The organism is Xanthomonas theicola (assembly GCF_014236795.1).
Taxonomy (GTDB): domain Bacteria; phylum Pseudomonadota; class Gammaproteobacteria; order Xanthomonadales; family Xanthomonadaceae; genus Xanthomonas_A; species Xanthomonas_A theicola.
On the sequence record NZ_CP049017.1, the window covers coordinates 2064578 to 2085055 of the forward strand.

Annotated in this window: 19 protein-coding genes, 1 tRNA gene and 4 pseudogenes; 11 read left to right on the forward strand and 13 right to left on the reverse strand. The window is 67.7% G+C overall.

Annotation, left to right across the window (positions count from 1 at the left end):
- Nucleotides 1–61 precede the first annotated feature (61 nt).
- The 5 genes from G4Q83_RS09520 to G4Q83_RS09535 form a co-directional block, all read right to left on the reverse strand.
- Nucleotides 62–1030 carry a homoserine kinase gene (locus G4Q83_RS09520; protein WP_425480318.1) on the reverse strand — a complete coding sequence of 323 codons (969 nt, stop codon included), beginning with the start codon at nucleotides 1028–1030 and terminating at the stop codon, nucleotides 62–64.
- Nucleotides 1027–3534, reverse strand: a complete 2508-nt coding sequence (gene thrA / locus G4Q83_RS09525) for a bifunctional aspartate kinase/homoserine dehydrogenase I (protein ID WP_128421304.1) — start codon at nucleotides 3532–3534, stop codon at nucleotides 1027–1029. The genes G4Q83_RS09520 and thrA overlap by 4 nt, the downstream gene beginning before the upstream one ends.
- An 89-nt stretch (nucleotides 3535–3623) precedes the next feature.
- Nucleotides 3624–3758 carry a hypothetical protein gene (locus tag G4Q83_RS24080; RefSeq protein WP_281401998.1) on the reverse strand — a complete coding sequence of 45 codons (135 nt, stop codon included), beginning with the start codon at nucleotides 3756–3758 and terminating at the stop codon, nucleotides 3624–3626.
- A gap of 149 nt (nucleotides 3759–3907) precedes the next feature.
- Nucleotides 3908–4087, reverse strand: coding sequence for a hypothetical protein (locus G4Q83_RS09530; protein WP_128421305.1), 180 nt, complete (start codon nucleotides 4085–4087; stop codon nucleotides 3908–3910).
- 261 nt (nucleotides 4088–4348) lie between these two features.
- On the reverse strand, nucleotides 4349–4591 hold the full coding sequence (locus tag G4Q83_RS09535; RefSeq protein WP_128421306.1) for a DcrB/PsbP domain-containing protein: 243 nt from the start codon (nucleotides 4589–4591) through the stop codon (nucleotides 4349–4351).
- Between the two features lie 65 nt (nucleotides 4592–4656).
- Between G4Q83_RS09535 and G4Q83_RS22560 the strand changes: the two genes are divergently transcribed.
- On the forward strand, nucleotides 4657–4935 hold the full coding sequence (locus G4Q83_RS22560; RefSeq protein WP_128421307.1) for a hypothetical protein: 279 nt from the start codon (nucleotides 4657–4659) through the stop codon (nucleotides 4933–4935).
- A gap of 352 nt (nucleotides 4936–5287) precedes the next feature.
- Here G4Q83_RS22560 and G4Q83_RS09540 read toward each other — a convergent pair whose 3' ends face one another.
- Together G4Q83_RS09540 and G4Q83_RS09545 are read right to left on the reverse strand one after the other, a co-directional pair.
- Complete coding sequence (locus G4Q83_RS09540; protein ID WP_185817191.1) at nucleotides 5288–6271, reverse strand: IS5 family transposase; 984 nt, start codon at nucleotides 6269–6271, stop codon at nucleotides 5288–5290.
- Between the two features lie 75 nt (nucleotides 6272–6346).
- Nucleotides 6347–7145, reverse strand: a protein-coding gene (locus G4Q83_RS09545) for an IS5 family transposase (protein WP_185817388.1) whose coding sequence is annotated in 2 segments (ribosomal slippage) — nucleotides 6347–6875 and nucleotides 6874–7145 — 801 coding nt in all. Because the reading frame shifts where the segments join, the coding sequence is not laid out codon by codon here.
- Nucleotides 7146–7278: 133 nt separating this feature from the next.
- Between G4Q83_RS09545 and G4Q83_RS09550 the strand changes: the two genes are divergently transcribed.
- Nucleotides 7279–8262, forward strand: coding sequence for an IS5 family transposase (locus tag G4Q83_RS09550; RefSeq protein ID WP_185817191.1), 984 nt, complete (start codon nucleotides 7279–7281; stop codon nucleotides 8260–8262).
- 211 nt (nucleotides 8263–8473) lie between these two features.
- Here the strand turns inward: G4Q83_RS09550 and G4Q83_RS09555 are convergent.
- Nucleotides 8474–8550 (reverse strand) — tRNA-Arg (locus G4Q83_RS09555).
- A gap of 186 nt (nucleotides 8551–8736) precedes the next feature.
- Here G4Q83_RS09555 and G4Q83_RS09560 point away from each other — a divergent pair.
- A pseudogene (locus G4Q83_RS09560) lies at nucleotides 8737–8841 on the forward strand (IS5/IS1182 family transposase); the annotation flags it as partial.
- 6 nt (nucleotides 8842–8847) lie between these two features.
- On the opposite strand, the pseudogene G4Q83_RS09565 reads toward G4Q83_RS09560, so the two are convergent.
- A pseudogene (locus G4Q83_RS09565) lies at nucleotides 8848–8985 on the reverse strand (IS3 family transposase); the annotation flags it as partial.
- A gap of 65 nt (nucleotides 8986–9050) precedes the next feature.
- On the opposite strand from G4Q83_RS09565, the gene G4Q83_RS09570 reads away from it, so the two are divergent.
- Nucleotides 9051–10034 (forward strand): IS5 family transposase, encoded by a 984-nt coding sequence (locus G4Q83_RS09570; RefSeq protein WP_185817191.1) that lies wholly within the window; start codon nucleotides 9051–9053, stop codon nucleotides 10032–10034.
- Between the two features lie 114 nt (nucleotides 10035–10148).
- Here G4Q83_RS09570 and G4Q83_RS09575 read toward each other — a convergent pair.
- Nucleotides 10149–11169: pseudogene (locus G4Q83_RS09575) on the reverse strand (IS3 family transposase); the annotation flags it as partial.
- Nucleotides 11170–11380: 211 nt separating this feature from the next.
- On the opposite strand from G4Q83_RS09575, the gene amaB reads away from it, so the two are divergent.
- The 7 genes and pseudogenes from amaB to G4Q83_RS09610 form a co-directional block, all read left to right on the forward strand.
- Complete coding sequence (gene amaB / locus G4Q83_RS09580; RefSeq protein ID WP_128419572.1) at nucleotides 11381–12913, forward strand: L-piperidine-6-carboxylate dehydrogenase; 1533 nt, start codon at nucleotides 11381–11383, stop codon at nucleotides 12911–12913.
- Nucleotides 12914–12916: 3 nt separating this feature from the next.
- Nucleotides 12917–13657 carry a metallophosphoesterase family protein gene (locus G4Q83_RS09585; protein WP_128419571.1) on the forward strand — a complete coding sequence of 247 codons (741 nt, stop codon included), beginning with the start codon at nucleotides 12917–12919 and terminating at the stop codon, nucleotides 13655–13657.
- A gap of 97 nt (nucleotides 13658–13754) precedes the next feature.
- Nucleotides 13755–14036 carry a DUF4190 domain-containing protein gene (locus tag G4Q83_RS09590; protein WP_128419570.1) on the forward strand — a complete coding sequence of 94 codons (282 nt, stop codon included), beginning with the start codon at nucleotides 13755–13757 and terminating at the stop codon, nucleotides 14034–14036.
- Between the two features lie 4 nt (nucleotides 14037–14040).
- Nucleotides 14041–14808: a class I SAM-dependent methyltransferase gene (locus tag G4Q83_RS09595; RefSeq protein ID WP_128419569.1), complete on the forward strand. Its 768-nt coding sequence runs from the start codon at nucleotides 14041–14043 to the stop codon at nucleotides 14806–14808.
- 9 nt (nucleotides 14809–14817) lie between these two features.
- Nucleotides 14818–15873: a quinone-dependent dihydroorotate dehydrogenase gene (locus tag G4Q83_RS09600; protein WP_128419568.1), complete on the forward strand. Its 1056-nt coding sequence runs from the start codon at nucleotides 14818–14820 to the stop codon at nucleotides 15871–15873.
- A complete protein-coding gene (murB, locus tag G4Q83_RS09605) occupies nucleotides 15870–16910 on the forward strand; it encodes a UDP-N-acetylmuramate dehydrogenase (protein WP_128419567.1) in 1041 nt (346 codons plus the stop codon). The genes G4Q83_RS09600 and murB overlap by 4 nt, the downstream gene beginning before the upstream one ends.
- Nucleotides 16907–17253: pseudogene (locus G4Q83_RS09610) on the forward strand (EamA family transporter); the annotation flags it as partial. The gene murB and the pseudogene G4Q83_RS09610, both read left to right, overlap by 4 nt.
- 620 nt (nucleotides 17254–17873) lie before the next feature.
- Here G4Q83_RS09610 and G4Q83_RS09615 read toward each other — a convergent pair.
- From G4Q83_RS09615 to G4Q83_RS09625, 3 genes are read right to left on the reverse strand one after another with little or no spacing between them, the layout of a single operon-like run.
- Nucleotides 17874–18308 (reverse strand): EamA family transporter, encoded by a 435-nt coding sequence (locus G4Q83_RS09615; RefSeq protein WP_128419565.1) that lies wholly within the window; start codon nucleotides 18306–18308, stop codon nucleotides 17874–17876.
- Nucleotides 18309–18335: 27 nt separating this feature from the next.
- On the reverse strand, nucleotides 18336–19706 hold the full coding sequence (locus G4Q83_RS09620) for a sensor histidine kinase (RefSeq protein WP_128419564.1): 1371 nt from the start codon (nucleotides 19704–19706) through the stop codon (nucleotides 18336–18338).
- Nucleotides 19703–20383 carry a winged helix-turn-helix domain-containing protein gene (locus tag G4Q83_RS09625; protein ID WP_128419563.1) on the reverse strand — a complete coding sequence of 227 codons (681 nt, stop codon included), beginning with the start codon at nucleotides 20381–20383 and terminating at the stop codon, nucleotides 19703–19705. The genes G4Q83_RS09620 and G4Q83_RS09625 overlap by 4 nt, the downstream gene beginning before the upstream one ends.
- Nucleotides 20384–20478: the final 95 nt, after the last annotated feature.

The window sequence follows — 20478 nt, forward strand, 5'->3', positions numbered from 1 at the left end:
AACCGAATTGTAGGCATGATGCTGCATTCCTCCGCCTCAGGTCTTGTTGTTCAGACCTTCCTTAAAGCAGCTTAGCGCCTGGCGAGTTGAGCGCCGAGATCCAGTTCTGGCTGTCGAAGCCGGCGGCCGCGAACGCCGCCCGTACCGCCGGTGCCGCCGCCTCGGCCGCCGTGCGGGTCGGGAACCAGGCGAAGATGCTGGGGCCGGCGCCGGAGATGCTCGCGCCCATCGCCCCCGCCTCCAGCGCCGCCGCCTTGGCCGCATCGAAGCCGACGATCAGCGGCGCACGCCGCGGCTCGATCAGCACGTCGCGCAAGCCTGCACGCACCAGCGCCTGATCGCCGGCATGACAGCCGGCCAGCACCAGCGCCAGGTTGGAACTCTGCGCCACGAACTCGCCGAGCCGGTAATCACCGGCCAGCGCCGCGCGCGCGCGGCGCGTCTCCAGCACCGCGTCCGGATGCACCAGCAGGCTGTGCCAGGCCGCCGGCACCGGCACCGGCACCATCCGCTGCAAGGTCGCCAGCACCAGCCCGCCCAGGAACATCGGGCCGAGGTTGTCGCCGTGGCGGCTGCCGCTGGCCACCGCCTCGCCTTCCAGCGCATACGGATACAGCTGCTCGCGCGACAACGGCGCGTCCAGCAGCGCGTTGGCCGCCACCAGCGCGGCCACGCACGAGGCGGCCGAACCGCCCATGCCCGAACTGAGCGGAATGCCCTTGTCGATCTCGATCTCGAACCCGAACGGCAGCGCCAGCGCCTCGCGCAGCGCGATCAACGCCGCGCCGGCAGTGTTGCATGCGGCCTGCAACGGCAGCGCCACGGTGGTGCCACGGATCGCGGCGATGCGTACCAGCGGCGCGTCGATGCGGCGCACGCTCACCGTGTCGCCGACGCCCTCCACCGCATAGCCGAGCAGGTCGAACCCCACCGCCACGTTGGCCACCGACGCCGGCGCGAACGCGCGCGCCTCGCGCGGCGCGGCGGCGGCGCCAGGGCGCGGCGCCAGCGAAGTCTGCGCCTGACTCACAGCCGCGCGCCCTCGCCCGCCGCCACCCGCAGCAGGTCGGCGAACACGCCGGCGGCGGTGACTTCCGGACCGGCGCCGGGGCCTTGCACCACCAGCGGGTTGTCGCAATAGCGGCGAGTGGTGAACTGCACCACGTTGTCAGTCAGGCGCAGGTTGGCAAAGGCGTGCTCTGCCGGCAGTTCCACCAGGCCGACGCTGGGCGCGCGGTCCGGCGCCAGCTGCGCCACGTAGCGCAGCACGCAGCCGCGCGCCTTGGCCGCCTGCAGGCGCTGCGCGAACGCCGCGTCCACTGCGTGCAGGTGCGCCATGAAATCCTCAACGCTGGCCTGGCGCAGCGCTTCCGGCACCAGGCTCTCCACCGCCACGTCCTCCAGGCTCAGCTCGCGCCCGGCCTCGCGCGCCAGGATCACCAGCTTGCGCGCCACGTCGGTGCCGGACAGGTCGTCGCGCGGGTCCGGCTCGGTATAGCCCATGCCGCGCGCGTCGGTGACAAGTTGCGAGAACGGCACGCTGCCGTCGTACTTGTTGAACAGCCAGGCCAGGGTGCCGGAGAAGATGCCCTCGATCGCGGTGACCGCGTCGCCGGTGTCGACCAGGTCGCGCAGCGTGGTGATCACCGGCAGGCCGGCGCCGACCGTGGCCTCGTAGCGGAAGCGCGCGCCGCTGCTCTCGGCGGCGGCGCGGATCGCGTGGAAGCGCGCCAGCGGCCCGGCGCCGGCCTGCTTGTTCGGGGTGACCACGTGGATGCCGGCGGCCAGCCAGTCGGCGTAGCGGTCGGCGACGTCGGCGCTGCCGCTGCAGTCGATGATGACCGCATGCGGCAGGTGCGCCGACAGCAGGTGCGCGGTGAACGCGTCCAGGTCGGTGGGCTGCTGGCCACTGGCGAAGGCCTGCCGCCAGTCGCCGCCGATCGCGCGGGGTTCCAGGCGCATCGCGCTGCGCGAGGCGATCGCGCGCAGGCGCAGGTCCAGGTTGGCCTTGGCCAGCAGCTGCGGCTGCGCCGCGCGCAACTGGTCGAGCAGCGCCGCGCCGACGTTGCCAGGGCCGATCACCCCGACCGAGAAGGTCTGCGGCGACAGCCAGAATCCGGCATGCGCGGCGCGCAGCGCCTTGGTCGCGTGCGCGCTGTCGATGGCCACCGAGATGTTGCGTTCGGACGAACCCTGCGCGATCGCCAGGATGTTGACCTGGGCGCGGCCCAGCGACTCGAACAGGCGCGCGGCCACGCCCGGCTGTCCAGCCATGCCGTCGCCGACCGCGGCCAGCACGCTGATGCCGGTGGTCAGCTGCACCCGCTGCACCTGGCCGACCACCAGTTCGTGCGCGAACGCCGACAGCAGCGCGTCCCGCGCACGCTCGCATTCGTTCTGCCGCACCACGCAGCAGATCGAATGCTCCGAGGAGCCCTGCGAGATCATCACCACCGACACCCGCGCGTCGCGCAACGCGGCGAACACGCGCTCGGCGGTGCCGGGCACGCCGATCAGGCCGGTGCCTTCGAGGTTGAGCACGGCCAGGTCCGGGCTCAGGGTCAGGCCCTTGATCGGGCCGCTGCTGGCGCTGCTGGCGGTGATGCGGGTGCCCGGATGCTCGGGCTGGAAGGTGTTGCGGATGATGATCGGCAGGCCGCGCTCGATCGCCGGCGACATGGTCTGCGGATGCACCACCTTGGCGCCGAAATAGGCCAGCTCGCAGGCCTCGTCGTAGCTCAGCCTCTCCAGCTGCACCGCTTCGGGCACCACTCGCGGATCGGCCGACAGCACGCCGTCCACGTCGGTCCAGATATGCAGTTCGTCGGCATCGAACAAGGCGGCAAAGATCGCGCCGGAGTAGTCGCTGCCGTTGCGGCCGAGCGTGGTGATGCGCCCTGCGCGGTCGCGGGCGACGAAGCCGGTGACCACGATGCGCTGTTGCGGATGCTGCGCGCGCCAGTCCGCCAGGCGCAGCGCGCTGGCCTCCCAGTCCACGTCCACGCCCAGTTCGCCGCGATCCACCGCCAGCACCTCGCGCGCGTCCAGCACCGCGCAGTCCACGCCCAGGGCGCGCAGATGCTCGCCGAGCAGTTGCGCCGAATACACCTCGCCCAGGCCCTGTACCCGGTCCAGCACCTCGCGTGGAAGTTCGCCGATCACCGCCAGCGCGCCAAGGATCTCGGCCAGGTGCTCGAAGCGCGCATCCAGCCACTCCACGGTGGCGCCGGCGTGCTCGCCAAGCAGCGACACCGCCGCGGCGCGGTGCCGCGCGCGCGTCTCGTGCCAGCGTTCGCGCCAGTCGCTGTTCTCGCTGGCGGCCAGTTCGGCCAGTTCGATCAGCGCGTCGGTAACCCCCTTCATCGCCGAGACCACGGTGACCTGCACGTTCTCCGGGCGTGCCAGCAGCAGCTGCGCGACATGGCGATAGCGTTCGGCGTCGGCCACCGACGTACCGCCGAACTTGTGGACGACGGTACGCGCAGCGGGCGCGGATTCTGCGAGGGAAGCGGAAGCGACTGCGGGAGACGGCATGGGAGACCTCGGAGTGGAGGCCCCGCTCGCATCAGGCCGACGGGTTCCCCCGCATCCTGATCCGGGTGCGGGGCCGTGGGTTTCGACAGTTACGCGAAAACGATGGGCCGCACCGGGCTAATGGTGTGGGTGGTAATACCGGTGGTCATGCCCGCGCAGCACGTGGCCGGACGCCGCAGCGTGGACGGCACGAAGCTGGCGGCGAAGGCGAAAACGGTGGGCATGGGCGCAAGAGGACATCATGCGCCGGGGTGCTGTCAAGCACTGTCTGCCGTGTGGCGGCATGCCAGGCGCGCCCGGAGCGATCCGTTGCAAAAGTTACTATCCGCCGCCGGCGCGACAGAACCTTCGCCAGCGGCATTGCAGGACCCGCTCATCGGCGCCGCGGCCGGAGCAAGTGGTGGGGCCTGCCAGCCTGCCATGTCGATTCGCGCGGCATCGCCCAATGGCGCATCCAAGCCACGATCTTGTCCACGATTTCGGGCAGTTCCGACGCGATCAGCGCGACCACTGTCAGGAGCATCATGCCGAGCGCGGCCAATACGGGATTCATGCGTCGCACTGTAGGCAAGCGTTCGTGCTGACTCATGTTGGGAACGACAAAAACGGCGCGCGGTTGCGATGTGTTCAGTGGCGCGATCCGGGCACGGTTCGCGTGCTTGTGGCTCCTCGCTCGCGGGGCGAGGCACAGCACGGCAAAAGCCTGTGCAAAGGCGCGCGGACATGCGGTCCGCGTGCCGTGCGCCGTCAGCGCTGTCGTGGGTCAGTGTTGCTGGTTGTCCGCCGGCGGCTGTTGCTGCGGGTCGCTGGTGGGCTACTGCGGATCGGCCGGAGGCGTGGTGCCCTGGGCTGCGTCGCTGCCGGTGGCCGCACCCGTGGCGGCGGCGCCGCTGGTGGTGCCCGTCGGTGCCGCAGCGCCGTCGGCTTGGCTGGCATCGGTCGCGGGGGATGGCGTCGTCGGGTTCCGTTCCTGGGCAGGCTTGTCGCCATTGCGCTGGCAAGCGACCAAACCCGCCAGGAGCGAACCGATCAACACAAACTTCAACGTTCTACGCATGAGTGACTCCTGCCTCGCATTCGTACTGGGTTGCTGGGAGCGGCCGCCGTGGCTGGCCGGATGAGATGAAGCAGGCAATCCAGGACGCCGACATCGCCACTGCATGGGCAACCGGCCAACGGCGCCGACGTGGTGCCGCGCGCCATGCGATGGATGCATCGCTGGCGTTGTCCGGCGGCAGCCGTGCCTGGGTGGAGCCTGCAACGGGACAGGCCCGTCGCCGCGCGTCCCGGGTTGCCGCAGCGGATCCGCATCGCGGCGTCGCGATGCCGTCCTCTCCAGCATCAGCGGACGGGTACAGCCTGCGCAACGCGGTGCTCAGGCAGCGTCGGCGTAAGGTGTAAACGGCGTTATGCGGGCCGGGCGCGTAGCGACCCGATGGTGTTGATGGCGACGGCAGGCGATCCGGCTTCCAGCATGCGCGACTACGGCGAATCAGCATGCGCAACGCGGTGCATGCCGGAACCCGGGACGCGTCCTTGCCCACGTCGCCAGCGCGCGACGGCATCGGCCACGCCGAGCGCGCAAACCAACTTGCAGTGGTGACCCCGGCGCGATTCGAACGCACGACCTGTCCCTTAGGGATAGTCTGATCAACGCGGTCGGAGGATGAGGCAAGCCATATCGACCACGCCCACGGCGCTCAGACCCTCGGTTTTTCGCCGTTTCCGGCGCATTTCCGGGGTATTTCCCGGATTACAGGCACACCCTCCCCACGACAGGCAGCAACTGCTTTCGCTTCAGCCACAGGTTCGACAGCGCAAACAGCGTCAGCACTTGCGCCGTGTTCTTCGCCAGGCCGCGATAGCGCACCTTGACGTAGCCAAACTGGCGCTTGATCACCCGGAACGGATGCTCCACCTTCGCCCTCAGGCTGGCCTTGGCGTGCTCCCAGCGCTGTGCCCACTTCAATTCGCGCTTGCTCTTGATCTGCTTCAGCTTCGAGGGCTTCTCCGCGATCAGATAGCGCAGCTTGCGCTTGCTCGCCATCTCCTCGCGCTTGGCCAGCCCGGTGTAGCCGCTGTCGCCGCATACCGTGTCTTCCTTGCCGTGCAGCAGCTTGTGCGCCTGGGTGATATCTGCGGCGTTGGCCGCCGTGCATTCCAAGTGGTGCACCAGCCCGGACTCATCGTCCACGCCGATGTGCGCTTTCATCCCGAAGTAGTACTGATTGCCCTTCTTGGTCTGGTGCATTTCCGGGTCGCGCTCGCCGTTCTTGTTCTTGGTCGAGCTGGGCGCGGCAATGATCGTGGCGTCCACGATGGTGCCGCCGCGCAGGCTCTGGCCCTTGCGCGATAGGTGCGCGTTGACCCGGTTGAACAGCGTGCGCGCCAGATCGTGCGTCTCCAGCAACCGGCGGAAGTTGAGGATCGTGGTCTCGTCCGGCACCTCATCCAACCCGCCGATCCTGGCGAAACGGCGCATCGACGCCGTGTCGTACAAGGCTTCTTCCGCGCCCGGGTCGCTCAGTGCGTACCACTGCTGCAGAAAGTGGATGCGCAGCATTGTCTCCAGCGGGTACGGCTGACGGCCCGGATGGCCCGACTTCGGATAGTGCGGCGCGATCAGCGCCAGCAGGTCTTTCCACGGCACCACCTGATCCATCTCGGCCAGCAACCTTTCGCGCCGCGTCTGCTTGCGCTTGCCGTTGTACTCCGCGTCGCCGAAAGACAATTGCATCGTCGTTGTCCTGTTGGGCTTTGTACGATTGTCGCAGGATCAGAGGGAGTTGTTCAGACCATCCTTAGAACCTGTTCACGATCTTTTGAGTAGTAGTGTCAGGCATGCCAGGTGGATGAACTGCAAGCTGGTGTTGAGCTTGCGCTCGCAGTTCTTCCATAGCCTTCGGTTCTTTTCCAGCCACGCAAAGCTGCGTTCGACGCTCCAGCGCTTGGGCATGACCTTGAAGGTGTGCAGTTCGCTGCGTTTGGCGATCTGCACCGTGACTTGCTTGCCCAGGATCTCTCGTACGCCTTCGGCGAACGGTTCTGCGGTATAGCCGCTATCGCACAACAGGCTTTGCACGTGTCCCAGGTTCGGCTTGCAACGATCCAGGGATTGGAGCGCGCCTTTGCGGTCGGTCACTTCCGCCCTCGTCACCGCGACCGCATGCGGCAGGCCTTGGGTATCGACGGCGATGCGACGCTTGATCCCCGAGACCTTCTTGCCCGCGTCATAACCCTTCTGGCCGGCCGTGTCCGTGTTCTTCACGCTCTGTGCGTCCACGATCAAGAACGTGCTGCAAGCGTTGCGCCCCTGTCTCTGGCGGGCCGCGCCAACCTGATTTTTTGAGCGCCCGCTCCAGCAGGCTCACTCCTTCATCGTCTGGTTCGCTCCACTTGGCAAAGTAGCAGTGCACGGTGCGCCACTTCGGGAAGTCGCTGGGCAGCGCTGGCCACTGACAGCCGGTGTGCAGCAGGTACAGCACCGCGCACCACACGTCGTACAGATCCACGGTCCGTGGCTTGGTACGCTTGCGCGCCTGCTCCAGAATGGGGCGGATCTGCTCGAACCGCTCCCGGCTCATGTCACTCGGATACGTCTTTGTGCGCATCCGCAGAGTTTGCACTACCCGGGAAAGATCGTGAACAGGTTCTTAGGAGGGACAATGTCGCTAGACTAAGGATGGTCTGAACAACTCCCTCTGATCCTGCGACAATCGTACAAAGCCCAACAGGACAACGACGATGCAATTGTCTTTCGGCGACGCGGAGTACAACGGCAAGCGCAAGCAGACGCGGCGCGAAAGGTTGCTGGCCGAGATGGATCAGGTGGTGCCGTGGAAAGACCTGCTGGCGCTGATCGCGCCGCACTATCCGAAGTCGGGCCATCCGGGCCGTCAGCCGTACCCGCTGGAGACAATGCTGCGCATCCACTTTCTGCAGCAGTGGTACGCACTGAGCGACCCGGGCGCGGAAGAAGCCTTGTACGACACGGCGTCGATGCGCCGTTTCGCCAGGATCGGCGGGTTGGATGAGGTGCCGGACGAGACCACGATCCTCAACTTCCGCCGGTTGCTGGAGACGCACGATCTGGCGCGCACGCTGTTCAACCGGGTCAACGCGCACCTATCGCGCAAGGGCCAGAGCCTGCGCGGCGGCACCATCGTGGACGCCACGATCATTGCCGCGCCCAGCTCGACCAAGAACAAGAACGGCGAGCGCGACCCGGAAATGCACCAGACCAAGAAGGGCAATCAGTACTACTTCGGGATGAAAGCGCACATCGGCGTGGACGATGAGTCCGGGCTGGTGCACCACTTGGAATGCACGGCGGCCAACGCCGCAGATATCACCCAGGCGCACAAGCTGCTGCACGGCAAGGAAGACACGGTATGCGGCGACAGCGGCTACACCGGGCTGGCCAAGCGCGAGGAGATGGCGAGCAAGCGCAAGCTGCGCTATCTGATCGCGGAGAAGCCCTCGAAGCTGAAGCAGATCAAGAGCAAGCGCGAATTGAAGTGGGCACAGCGCTGGGAGCACGCCAAGGCCAGCCTGAGGGCGAAGGTGGAGCATCCGTTCCGGGTGATCAAGCGCCAGTTTGGCTACGTCAAGGTGCGCTATCGCGGCCTGGCGAAGAACACGGCGCAAGTGCTGACGCTGTTTGCGCTGTCGAACCTGTGGCTGAAGCGAAAGCAGTTGCTGCCTGTCGTGGGGAGGGTGTGCCTGTAATCCGGGAAATACCCCGGAAATGCGCCGGAAACGGCGAAAAACCGAGGGTCTGAGCGCCGTGGGCGTGGTCGATATGGCTTGCCTCATCCTCCGACCGCGTTGATCAGACTATCCTAAGACCCAAGCAGGGAAAGGCTTTACGTTGAAGTGTGGCTCGACTGTGGCAATTCTGTGGTAACGGCGGGCCTACTCACGCCGCTTGCCAAAAAAGTGGTGACCCCGGCTGGGTTCGAACCAGCAACCTCGTCCTTAGGAGGGACGCGCGCTATCCAATTGTGCCACGGGGCCATCTGTCTAAGGATACAGGGAGACGCTAAGTGAGCAAAGCAAAGAAGGCCGCCAAGCCGGGGCGCACCAAGACCTTCAATGGCACGCTCCCGCGCGGTATCAATGCCTCCCAGGCCGTTAGCTCTGTGGCGGGCGTGACGCTAAGAACCTGTTCACGATCTTTCCCGGGTAGTGCAAACTCTGCGGATGCGCACAAAGACGTATCCGAGTGACATGAGCCGGGAGCGGTTCGAGCAGATCCGCCCCATTCTGGAGCAGGCGCGCAAGCGTACCAAGCCACGGACCGTGGATCGGGTTCTACCCCGAAATCACGGCCGGTCGTGAAAGGGTGGAAAACTTCAAATCCTCTCTGTCAATCCTTCGCCGCATCCTTGGGTTGTGGCGCCGCTCGATGTATTGGAACACATCGGCTCTTGCCGCATCGAGTGTCGGATAGGGATGGTCTGAACAACTCCCTCTGATCCTGCGACAATCGTACAAAGCCCAACAGGACAACGACGATGCAATTGTCTTTCGGCGACGCGGAGTACAACGGCAAGCGCAAGCAGACGCGGCGCGAAAGGTTGCTGGCCGAGATGGATCAGGTGGTGCCGTGGAAAGACCTGCTGGCGCTGATCGCGCCGCACTATCCGAAGTCGGGCCATCCGGGCCGTCAGCCGTACCCGCTGGAGACAATGCTGCGCATCCACTTTCTGCAGCAGTGGTACGCACTGAGCGACCCGGGCGCGGAAGAAGCCTTGTACGACACGGCGTCGATGCGCCGTTTCGCCAGGATCGGCGGGTTGGATGAGGTGCCGGACGAGACCACGATCCTCAACTTCCGCCGGTTGCTGGAGACGCACGATCTGGCGCGCACGCTGTTCAACCGGGTCAACGCGCACCTATCGCGCAAGGGCCAGAGCCTGCGCGGCGGCACCATCGTGGACGCCACGATCATTGCCGCGCCCAGCTCGACCAAGAACAAGAACGGCGAGCGCGACCCGGAAATGCACCAGACCAAGAAGGGCAATCAGTACTACTTCGGGATGAAAGCGCACATCGGCGTGGACGATGAGTCCGGGCTGGTGCACCACTTGGAATGCACGGCGGCCAACGCCGCAGATATCACCCAGGCGCACAAGCTGCTGCACGGCAAGGAAGACACGGTATGCGGCGACAGCGGCTACACCGGGCTGGCCAAGCGCGAGGAGATGGCGAGCAAGCGCAAGCTGCGCTATCTGATCGCGGAGAAGCCCTCGAAGCTGAAGCAGATCAAGAGCAAGCGCGAATTGAAGTGGGCACAGCGCTGGGAGCACGCCAAGGCCAGCCTGAGGGCGAAGGTGGAGCATCCGTTCCGGGTGATCAAGCGCCAGTTTGGCTACGTCAAGGTGCGCTATCGCGGCCTGGCGAAGAACACGGCGCAAGTGCTGACGCTGTTTGCGCTGTCGAACCTGTGGCTGAAGCGAAAGCAGTTGCTGCCTGTCGTGGGGAGGGTGTGCCTGTAATCCGGGAAATACCCCGGAAATGCGCCGGAAACGGCGAAAAACCGAGGGTCTGAGCGCCGTGGGCGTGGTCGATATGGCTTGCCTCATCCTCCGACCGCGTTGATCAGACTATCCATAGGTCATGCGGTAGATCCGTTCGCGCTTGAGCAGGCCAAAGAAGCCCTCGCATGCGGCGTTGTCTGCGCAGTGACCCACGGCGCTCATCGAGCACACCAGGGTGTTGGTCAGCAAATACGTCTGATAGTCACCGCTTCGAAACTGACTGCCTCTATCCGAATGCAAGATCACCGGTTCGTCGCCCTGTCGCTGCCATACAGCCGTCTGCACGGCCCGGATCACCATCTGCCGATCTTGCCGATGATGCATGGACCAGCCCACCACCCGATGGTCGAACAGGTCCAAGACAACGCATAGATAGAGCTTGCCTTCCCCGGTCTTGATCTCGGTGATGTCGGTGACCCATTTGCTATCCGGCTCCAGAGCGGTGAAGTCCCGTTCCAGCCGGTTGCGCACGCCCGGCGGAGTGAGTGCCGGCCGGGCTCGCATCCCCCGACGCTTCGGGCGGGCCAACCTTGCAAGCCATCAACGGCCATCAACCGAGCCACACGGTTCAAGCCGACCCGCTGGCCTTCATCGGCCAGGTCTTCGTGCATTCGACCAGCACCTAGCGTGCACCGGCTATCCTCGTGCAGTTCACGGATGCGGCATGATAGGCGCTCGTTCTCGCGCTGGCGGGCACTCGGCAAGCGCCGGCTCCAACCGTAATAACCACTGGCCGACACCCGCAGGCAACGGCACATCAGCCGGATCGGAAACGCATGGCGGCAACGTTCGATCACCTGATACCTCAGGATGATCCCTTGGCAAAGAACGTCGCCGCTTCGCGCAAAAAATCCCGTTCCTTCTTCACCCGCGCCAGTTCACGCTTCAGACGCACCAGCTCCTCATCGCGTGGTGTGCCCGCGCCAGCAAAGGCACCGTTGCCTCGGCTTGTGGCCTCACGCTTCCAGCGGGTCAACAGGTTGTCACGGATACCCAGCTCCCGAGCCACCTGTGCACAACTGACGCCCGGCTGGCTAGCTTGTTCAAGCGCACCACGCTTGAACTCCACACTGAACTTTCTTCGCTTCGACATGAACACTCCTCATCGGCCGCATCGGCCTTCTCGTCAGTGTCCGTGATAACGGGGTAGAACCCGTCGCACGATCGCCGCCCTTGCCAAGCCCGGCAAGGTGCGCGGCGGCGGCGGCCGGACCCGCCGGGTCTGCTAAAATTGACGGCTAGTCGCGTCCCGCGTCTCCCGCCTGCGGTCGCCTTCCCTGTCGCAACGATTTCCAGGAGATTCCATGTCCGCTGACCTGCTCAAGGCGCTCGGCCTGACCGCGTCCAATTCCGGCACCTACCTCGGCAACGGCGAGTGGTCCGCGGCCACCGGCGCCGGCGTGCTGCAGCCGCTGAACCCCTCCAGCAACGAGATCATCGCCGAAGTGCAGGCGACCACCGCGCAGGACTACGAGACCGTGGTCGCCCGCGCCCAGGCCGCGTTCAAGGTCTGGCGCACCACCCCGGCGCCGCGTCGCGGCGAGGCGGTACGGCTGTGCGGCGATGCGCTGCGCCGGTACAAGGACGCGCTGGGCTCGCTGGTGGCGCTGGAAATGGGCAAGAGCAAACCGGAAGGCGACGGCGAAGTGCAGGAGATGATCGACATCGCCGATTTCGCGGTCGGCCAGAGCCGCATGCTGTACGGCTACACGCTGCACTCCGAACGTCCGGGCCACCGCATGTACGAGCAGTACCAGCCGCTGGGCCTGGTCGGGATCATCAGCGCGTTCAACTTCCCGGTCGCGGTGTGGGCGTGGAATGCCTTCCTGGCGGCGATCTGCGGCGACATCTGCCTGTGGAAGCCGTCCAACAAGACCCCGCTGACCGCGATCGCGTCGATGCGGATCTGCAACGACGCGCTGCGCGATGCCGGCTTCCCCGACATCTTCTTCCTGATCAACGATGCCGGCACCGAACTGGCCGAGACCCTGGTCGAGGACAAGCGCGTCGCGCTGATCAGCTTCACCGGATCGACCCAGGTCGGGCGCCACGTCGCCGAGAAATGCGCACGGCGCCTGGGCCGCTGCCTGCTGGAGCTGGGCGGCAACAACGCGATCATCCTCGACGAGAGCGCCGACCTGAAGCTGGCGATCCCCGGCATCGTGTTCGGCGCGGTCGGCACCGCCGGCCAGCGCTGCACCACCACGCGCCGGCTGATCGTGCACGCCTCGATCTACGACACCGTGCTGGCGACGCTGCGCAAGGCCTACCAGCAGGTCGAAGGCAAGATCGGCGATCCCACCGACCCGGCCAACCTGATGGGACCGCTGAACAGCCGCGGCGCGGTCGAGCAGTTCCTGGCCTCGATCGAGAAGGCCAAGGCCGCCGGCGGCACCGTCGAGACCGGCGGCACCGCGCTGGACCGGCCCGGCAACTTCGTGCTGCCGGCGATCGTCACCGGCCTGCACAACGGCGACGAGGTGGTGCAGCACGAGACCTTCGCGCCGATCCTGTACGTGATGAAGTACGACACCCTGGACGAGGCCATCGACATGCAGAACGGCGTGCCGCAGGGCCTGTCCTCGTCGATTTTCACCCAGAACCTGAAGGCGGCGGAGAAGTTCCTGTCCGCGGCCGGCAGCGACTGCGGCATCGCCAACGTCAACATCGGCACCTCCGGCGCCGAGATCGGCGGTGCGTTCGGCGGCGAGAAAGACACCGGCGGCGGCCGCGAATCCGGTTCGGACGCGTGGAAGGTGTACATGCGCCGGCAGACCAACACGATCAACTACTCCGATTCGCTGCCGCTGGCGCAGGGCATCAAGTTCGACCTGTAAGCGATGCGCCTGGCCGCCCTGTCCGATATCCACGGCAACCTGCCCGCCCTGGAGGCGGTGCTGGCGGACATCGGGCGGCGCGGCGTGGAGCGGATCGTCAACCTCGGCGACATCGTCTCCGGCCCGCTGTGGCCGCGCGAAACCGCCGCGCGGCTCATGCCGCTGGCGCTGCCCACGGTGCGCGGCAACCACGAGCGCCAGCTGTGCGAGCTGGCGCCCGCGGCGATGGGCGCCAGTGACGCCTACGCGCATGCGCGGCTGACGCCGGCGCAGCGGCGCTGGCTGGACGCGTTGCCGCCGACCCTGGCGCTGCCGCAGGCGCTGCTGTGCCACGGCACCCCGCACGACGACCTGGGCTGGCTGCTCGACGACCTGGTCGGGACGCGCTTGTTGGCCGCCGATGCGCAGCGCGTGCGTGAACGGCTCGGCGCTACGCCGGCCGCGGCGTTGGTGCTGTGCGGGCACAGCCACGTGCCGCGCACGCTGCGCCTGGACGACGGACGGCTGCTGTGCAATCCGGGGAGCATCGGCCTGCCCGCCTATGCCGAGGCGCAGCCGCAACCGTACCGTGTCGAAACCGGCACGCCGCAAGCACGTTATGCGCTCCTGGAGTACAGCGACGGCCGCTGGGACGCACAGCTGCTGGCCGTCGACTACGACCATGCCGGCGCCGCGGCGCAAGCGCAGCGCAACGGCTGCTCGGAATGGGCGCATGTGCTGCGCCACGGGTGCCTGCCCGGATGAGCGGCGCACGGCGGGTGCGGTTCTGGGATAATTCACCCACCCCGCACGCGAGCGGGCCCACCAGGCGCATGCCGCCCTCACCGCATGAGAATCCCCAATGAGTGTCGTACGTGAAACCAATTCGCTCGCCGTGGTCAGCCTGGTTGCGGGCATCCTCGGCTGGACCCTGATGCCGGTGCTGGGCAGCCTCGGAGCGATCGTCACCGGGCACCTGGCGCGCGCGGAGATCCGCCGCCAGCCGCAGCGCTTCCAGGGCGACGGGCTGGCGGTGGGCGGTCTGATCCTGGGCTGGGCCGCGGTGATCCTCGCGATCCTGTCGGTGCTGGCCTTCGTGCTGTTCTTCGGCGGGCTGGCCTGGTTCGCCAGCACCCGGTCCTGAGCCGATGACCGCCTCCGCTCCGCGCGAGCGCTTCAGCGACCGTGTCGCCGACTACGTCCGCTACCGCCCCGACTATCCGCCGGCGCTGCTGGACTGGGTGCACGGGGAACTCGGCGTGGCGCGCCACGCGCAGGTCGCCGACATCGGCGCCGGCACCGGCATTTCCACCCGCATGTTCCTGCAGGCCGGGCATCCGGTGCTGGCGGTGGAACCGAACGCGGCGATGCGCGCGGCGGCCGAGACGTTGCTGCGCGGCATGCCCGGCTTCGCCGCGATCGACGGCAGCGCCGAGGCCACCACCCTGCCCGCCGCCAGCATCGACCTGATCAGCGCTGCGCAGGCCTTCCACTGGTTCGACCTGGACGCGGTGCGCCGCGAGTGGGTGCGCGTGCTGCGCCCTGGTGCGCTGGCGCTGGTGTACTGGAACTCGCGGCTGCTCGACGGCACGCCGTTCCTGCTCGGCTACGAGCAACTGTTGCTCGACTACGGCACCGACTACAGCGCGGTGGCCGAGCGCTACCACGACGATGCGACCATGCAGCGCTGGTTCGGCGCCGGGCTGCGCGGCACGGCCCAGTTCCCGAACGTGCAGAAGCTGGACTACGACGGCCTGCGCGGGCGCCTGCTGTCCTCGTCCTATGCGCCGCTGGCCGGGCATCCGCGCCACGCGCCGATGCTGGACGCGCTGCGCGCGCTGTTCGATCGCCACCAGGTCGATGGCCTGATCGAGGTCCACTACCGTACCCGTGCTTTCGCCGGCGCCTTGAACTGAGCCGTGCCCATGTATTCCCTCGCCCGCCCGTTGCTGTTCGCCTTCGACGCAGAGCGCGCCCACGCGCTGGGCCTGCGCACGATCGAGATGGTCTACCGTACCGGCGCCAATCCGCTGCTGGCCAAGGCGATCGCGCCGATGCCCACGCGCGCGTTCGGCCTGGAGTTTCCCAATCCGGTCGGGCTGGCCGCAGGCCTGGACAAGAACGGCGAGCACATCGACGCGCTGCTGGCGCTGGGTTTCGGCTTCGTCGAGATCGGCACCATCACCCCGCGGCCGCAGCAGGGCAATCCGAAGCCGCGCCTGTTCCGCCTGCCGCGCGAACAGGCGGTGATCAACCGCATGGGCTTCAACAACCTCGGCGTGGATGCCCTGGTGCGCAACGTCGAACGCGCGCGCCGCCGCCATGGCCTGCTCGGCATCAACATCGGCAAGAACAAGGACACGTCCAACGAGGACGCCGCGTGGGACTACCTGCATTGCCTGGAAAAGGTCTATGCGCTGGCCGACTACGTGACCGTCAACATTTCCTCGCCGAACACCGCCGGCCTGCGCGAGCTGCAGGAGGAACAGGCGCTGCGGCAGCTGGTGTCGCAGCTGCGCGAGGCGCAGGAAACGCTGGCCGCGCGCCACGGCAAGCGCGTGCCGATGCTGGTCAAGGTGGCGCCGGATCTGAGCGACAGCGACATCGACGCGGCGGCGCGGGTGCTGTCGGACCTGCAGGTGGACGGGGTCATCGCCACCAACACCACCGTCGCCCGCCCCGGCCTGGAGCACAACGCGCTGGGCGCCGAAGCGGGCGGCCTGTCCGGCGCGCCGTTGCTGGGCCAGTCCACTCTGGTACTGCGGCGCCTGCGCGCGCGCCTGCCCGAGGCGATCCCGCTGATCGGGGTCGGCGGCATTCTCTCCGGGGCCGATGCGGTGGCGAAGATGGCCGCCGGTGCGGCGCTGGTGCAGTGCTACAGCGGACTGGTGTTCCGCGGCCCGGAGCTGATCGGCGACTGCGTCGAGGCGATGCGCCGGCGCCGCGAGGCGCCCAGCCGCGGCGCGGTCGCCGCGGTATGAGCAACGCCTGGTCGCTGACCGCGCAAGCGCCGCTGCAGGCGCGCAACACGTTCCATGTCGCCGCGCAGGCGCCTTGGCTGCTGCAGATCTTCGCTCCCGACGCGCTGCCCGAGGCGCTGCTGGCGCCGCAACTGGCCGGCGCGGCGCTGCTGCCGCTGGGCGGCGGCAGCAACCTGCTGTTCGCCGGCGACGCGCCCGGCGTGGTGCTGGCCTTCGCCAACCGCAGCATCGACACGCTCGAGCATCGCGCCGACTACGCCATCGTCCGCGTCGGCGCCGGCGTGGGCTGGCACGAGCTGGTGATGTGGTCGTTGGCGCAGGGCCTGTCGGGGCTGGAGAACCTGGCGCTGATCCCGGGCACGGTCGGCGCCGCGCCGATCCAGAACATCGGCGCCTATGGCGCGCAGGTCGGCGAATTCGTGCACGTGGTCGAGGCCTACGACCGCGCCGACGCGCACTTCGTGCGGCTGGACGCGGCGGCCTGCGAGTTCGGCTACCGCGACAGCCTGTTCAAGCGCCAGCCCGACCGCTATCTGATCGCCGCGGTGGAGTTCAACCTGCCGCGGCTGCATGCGCTGCGCCTGGACTACGCCGGCATCGGCGAGGAACTGGACGCGCTCGGCATCGCCACGCCGGGCGCGCCCGACGTGGCGCAGGCGGTGATCAACATCCGCCGCCGCAAGCTGCCCGACCCGGACGTGCTCGGCAATGCCGGCAGCTTCTTCAAGAACCCGCTGCTGCCGGCCGAACAGGCGCAGGTGCTGCAGCATGCCCATCCGGCGCTGCCGGTGTTCACCGGCGACGGCGAGAACCAGCGCAAGCTGTCGGCGGCCTGGCTGATCGAGGCCTGCGGCTGGAAAGGCCATCGCGACGGCGACGCCGGCGTCTCGGCCGCGCACGCGCTGGTGCTGGTCAACCACGGCCAGGCCAGCGGCGCCGAGTTGCTGGCGCTGGCACGGCGCATCTCGGCCTCGGTACTGGAGCGCTTCGGCGTGCTCCTGGAGCCGGAACCGCGCATCGTCGGCGCGCACTGGTGATCCCGGCGGTCTCGCTGCGCGCGGCCGCCTGATGCTGGCCAGCACGCTGTCGTTCGGCGCGATGGTGATCGCGATCAGGCTGGCCTCGGCGCACCTGTCCACGGTGGAGATCGCCTTCTTCCGCAACCTGTTCGGCCTGCTGTTCCTGCTGCCGATGCTGGTGCGCCCGGGCCAGCCGCTGCCGCGCACCGCGCAGTTGTCGCGCTATCTGCTGCGCACCGCGGTCGGCCTGGTGTCGATGCTGGCCGGATTCTGGGCGATCGGCCACCTGCCGCTGTCGCAGGCGATCGCGCTGTCCTACTACCCCCAGATGCCCTTTCGGCTGGCTGTCGCTGGTATATGGTGGTCGCATTGGCCGCGTCGTCGAGCGCGCTTGGGCGCGATATTGATGACGCCGCCCACCGTGCCGTTGGGCGACATGCCCAACAGCAGCGCGCCAGGCCCTTTCACCATCTCGATGCGCTCGACGTACTCGGTCCTGACGCGGTCGTCGGACGCGATTCCGTAGATCCCGTCGAAGGCGATCTCGCCGCCGCGGCCGCTGACGCCATTGGACATCTTGCCCTGCACCCGCCCGTCCTCGAACGGAATCCGCAGGCCGCAGGCGTGCGCCAGATCGGTCAGTGCGCCCGCCAGCGTCTGCGCCGGCGCCTCCACCGCGCCGGCGGTGGCCTGCGATGCGCAGGCACTTGTCCGGCGAGCGCGGCCAGGACCGCGGCCAGCAGCGTACTGGGAACCCAGGATGCCCTTGCATCGCCTGCCATGGTCGAGGAGAGGAACGCGCCGGCGCCGAGGACGGGGGCCGCTGGTCGGCCGCATCGCGCGACCGGCGTGGCGCCGGGCCGGTGCGGTCCAGGGACCGCCCCCGCACAGCTCAGGTCGCCTGGCGGTGGCACACGCCTGCGTCCACGCTCCTACCGATGTGGGCTGTGGCGCGCAACCCGCAACCCGGCGATCGACTCCCTAGCGCTTGGCGACCAGCAACGCGATCCCGGCCACCACCAGCCCGATGCCCCCCCACTCGCGAAGCGAGGGCCTCTCGTGCAGGAACACGAAAGCCAAGACCAGCACCAGGACCACGCTGAGCTTGTCGACCACGGCGACCTTGCCGAGTTCGCCGACCTGCAGTGCGCGGAAATAGCAAAGCCACGATGCCCCCGTCGCCAGGGCCGACAGGACCAGGAAGACCTGGGTCCGCCCCGGCAGGGCCAGCGGATTGGACCACTTGCCGGTCGCGATGACCAGGGGCAACAGCACCGCGACGACGATGATCGTCCTGACCGCCATCGCCAGATCGGAATCGACGCCCTTCACGCCGACCTTGGCGAAGAGCGCGGTCAATGCCGCAAACAGCGCGGACAGGCCCGCCCAGAGGATCCACTGCGACGCGTTGTGCATGGGTGCGGCTCCTGTCGGTTCCGGCGCCTACGCGCGTGCCGGTCGGTGAACGAGGGGGAAAACGATGGACACTTCGAGGCCGGGATGGTTGTCCTGCAACGTCAGGCCGGCGCCGTGCAGGGTGGACACGGCGTCGACCAGGCACAGGCCCAGGCCGTTGCCTGGCGTGGACCTGCTCACGTCCAGGCGGAAGAACCGGTGCAGCACCTTGGCCCGATACGCCGCCGGTATCCCGGGGCCGTCGTCGGCGACGGTGAGCACCACCGCGTCTGCACGGCGCCGCGAGGCGACCGCGATGCGGGCGCCGGCCGGACTGTGATGCGATGCGTTCTCCACCAGGTTGACGAGCATCTGAATCAGCAACTCGCGGTCGCCGTGTAGCGAAAGTTCCCGGTCCTGGCGGACCACCAGTTGCTGCGACTTGTCCTCGATCACCGGCTGATAGAGGTCGACGACGGTATCGATGATGTCGGCGACATCGACCGGGCCGAAGTTAGCGCGCCGGTGTCCGCTCTCGATCTGGGAGATGCGCAGCAGCGCGGAGAACGTCTGCAGGATGCCGTCGATGTCGACCAGCGCTTCGCCGATCGTGGACTGCAGGCGGCCGCTGCCGGACGCGCTGCCCTGCGCCAGTTCCAAACGTTGTCGCAGCCGCGTGAGCGGCGTGCGCAGGTCGTGTGCGACATCGACGGAGACCTGTTTCAGGTCCTCCATCAGCGCCGTGATCCGGTCCAGCATGCTGTTCAGGCTCGCCGCGAGATGGTCGAACTCGTCGCCGCTGCCGTTCAGCGCGATGCGTCGGCCGAGGTCGCCATTGACGATGTCCCGGCTGGTCTGGCTGACCTCCTCGATCCTGCGCAGCACGGCCGCGCTCATCACCGCGCCCCCGGCCAGCACCAGCAGCATCGCCACCGACAGGCCCAGCAGAAAGGACCGGGTGACCGACTCCCTGAGCTCATGGATCTGGTGCGAGCTGGTCCCCACGAAGAGGTAGCCGCCGTCGCTGGTGGCCTCGCCGAAGCCACGGACTTCGGCGGCCGGAGCGCGCTCCCCGGACGCCCCCCCCGGCTGGTCCCTGATCCCGGGCAGCGGCGAGAGCGGCGGCAAGTTGCCTGCCACGCGTTCACCATCGGCATCCTGCAGGACATAGTGGAAGCCGCTGAGTTCCTTGATGGAGGAATCGATGACGGGGGCCAGCGATTTGACGCTGGTCCCGGCGGCGGCCGTATGGATCTCGCGCAGTTCGGCGGCGACGCCGCTATCGATCTGTTGCTTCATGAAGCGGCTGGTCGACCACATGATGACGCCGAACATCACCAGGAAACTGGTGCCGGTGATGGCGGCATACAGGAGGGTCAGCCGGAAGCTGGAGGTCCGAACCAGTCTCGCCAGCTTCATGGGCCGGGCTCGCGCAGCGAATAGCCGGCTCCCCGCACCGTGTGGATCAGCGGCTCGCCGCCCTCGCTGTCGAGCTTGGCGCGCAGCCGGCTCATGTGGCTCTCGACCACGTTGGTCTGCGGATCGAAGTGCAGGTCCCACACCTTCTCGAGCAGCATGGTGCGGGTGACCACCTCCCCGGCATGCCTGAGCAGGACTTCCAGCAACCGGAACTCCCTGGGCTGCAGTTCCACCGCCCGCCCGCCCCGGCGCACGACCCGCGCCAACAGGTCCATCTCGAGATCCGCCGTGCGCAGCACGGTGTCGGCAGCGGTCTTGCGCGGCCGCCGGCCCAGGGCGGCAACGCGGGCAGCGAGTTCGGAGAAGGCGAAGGGTTTCACCAGATAGTCGTCGGCACCGGCGTTGAGGCCGCTGACCCGGTCGTCGATGCCTCCCAGGGTGGTCAGGAACAGCACCGGGACCTCGATCCCGGCCGCCCGCAGGGTCCGCACCAGCGCCAGGCCGTCCAGCCCCGGCAGCATGCGATCGACCAGCAGCAGGTCCCAGTCCTGCCCGGTGGCCTGGAACAGGCCGTCGCGGCCGTCCGCAGCGACCGAAACATTGTGCCCGGACTGCACCAGACCTGCCGCCACGTAGCGGGCGGTCTCGGCATCGTCTTCGACCAGCAGAATCCTCACGGGCGTCCGTCCATCGCGCAAGCTTGTAGATGTTAGCCACCGCATGCGTCAAGTTGTGAATTCGCAACCTTGCGCCAACCGGCGCGTGAAGGCCG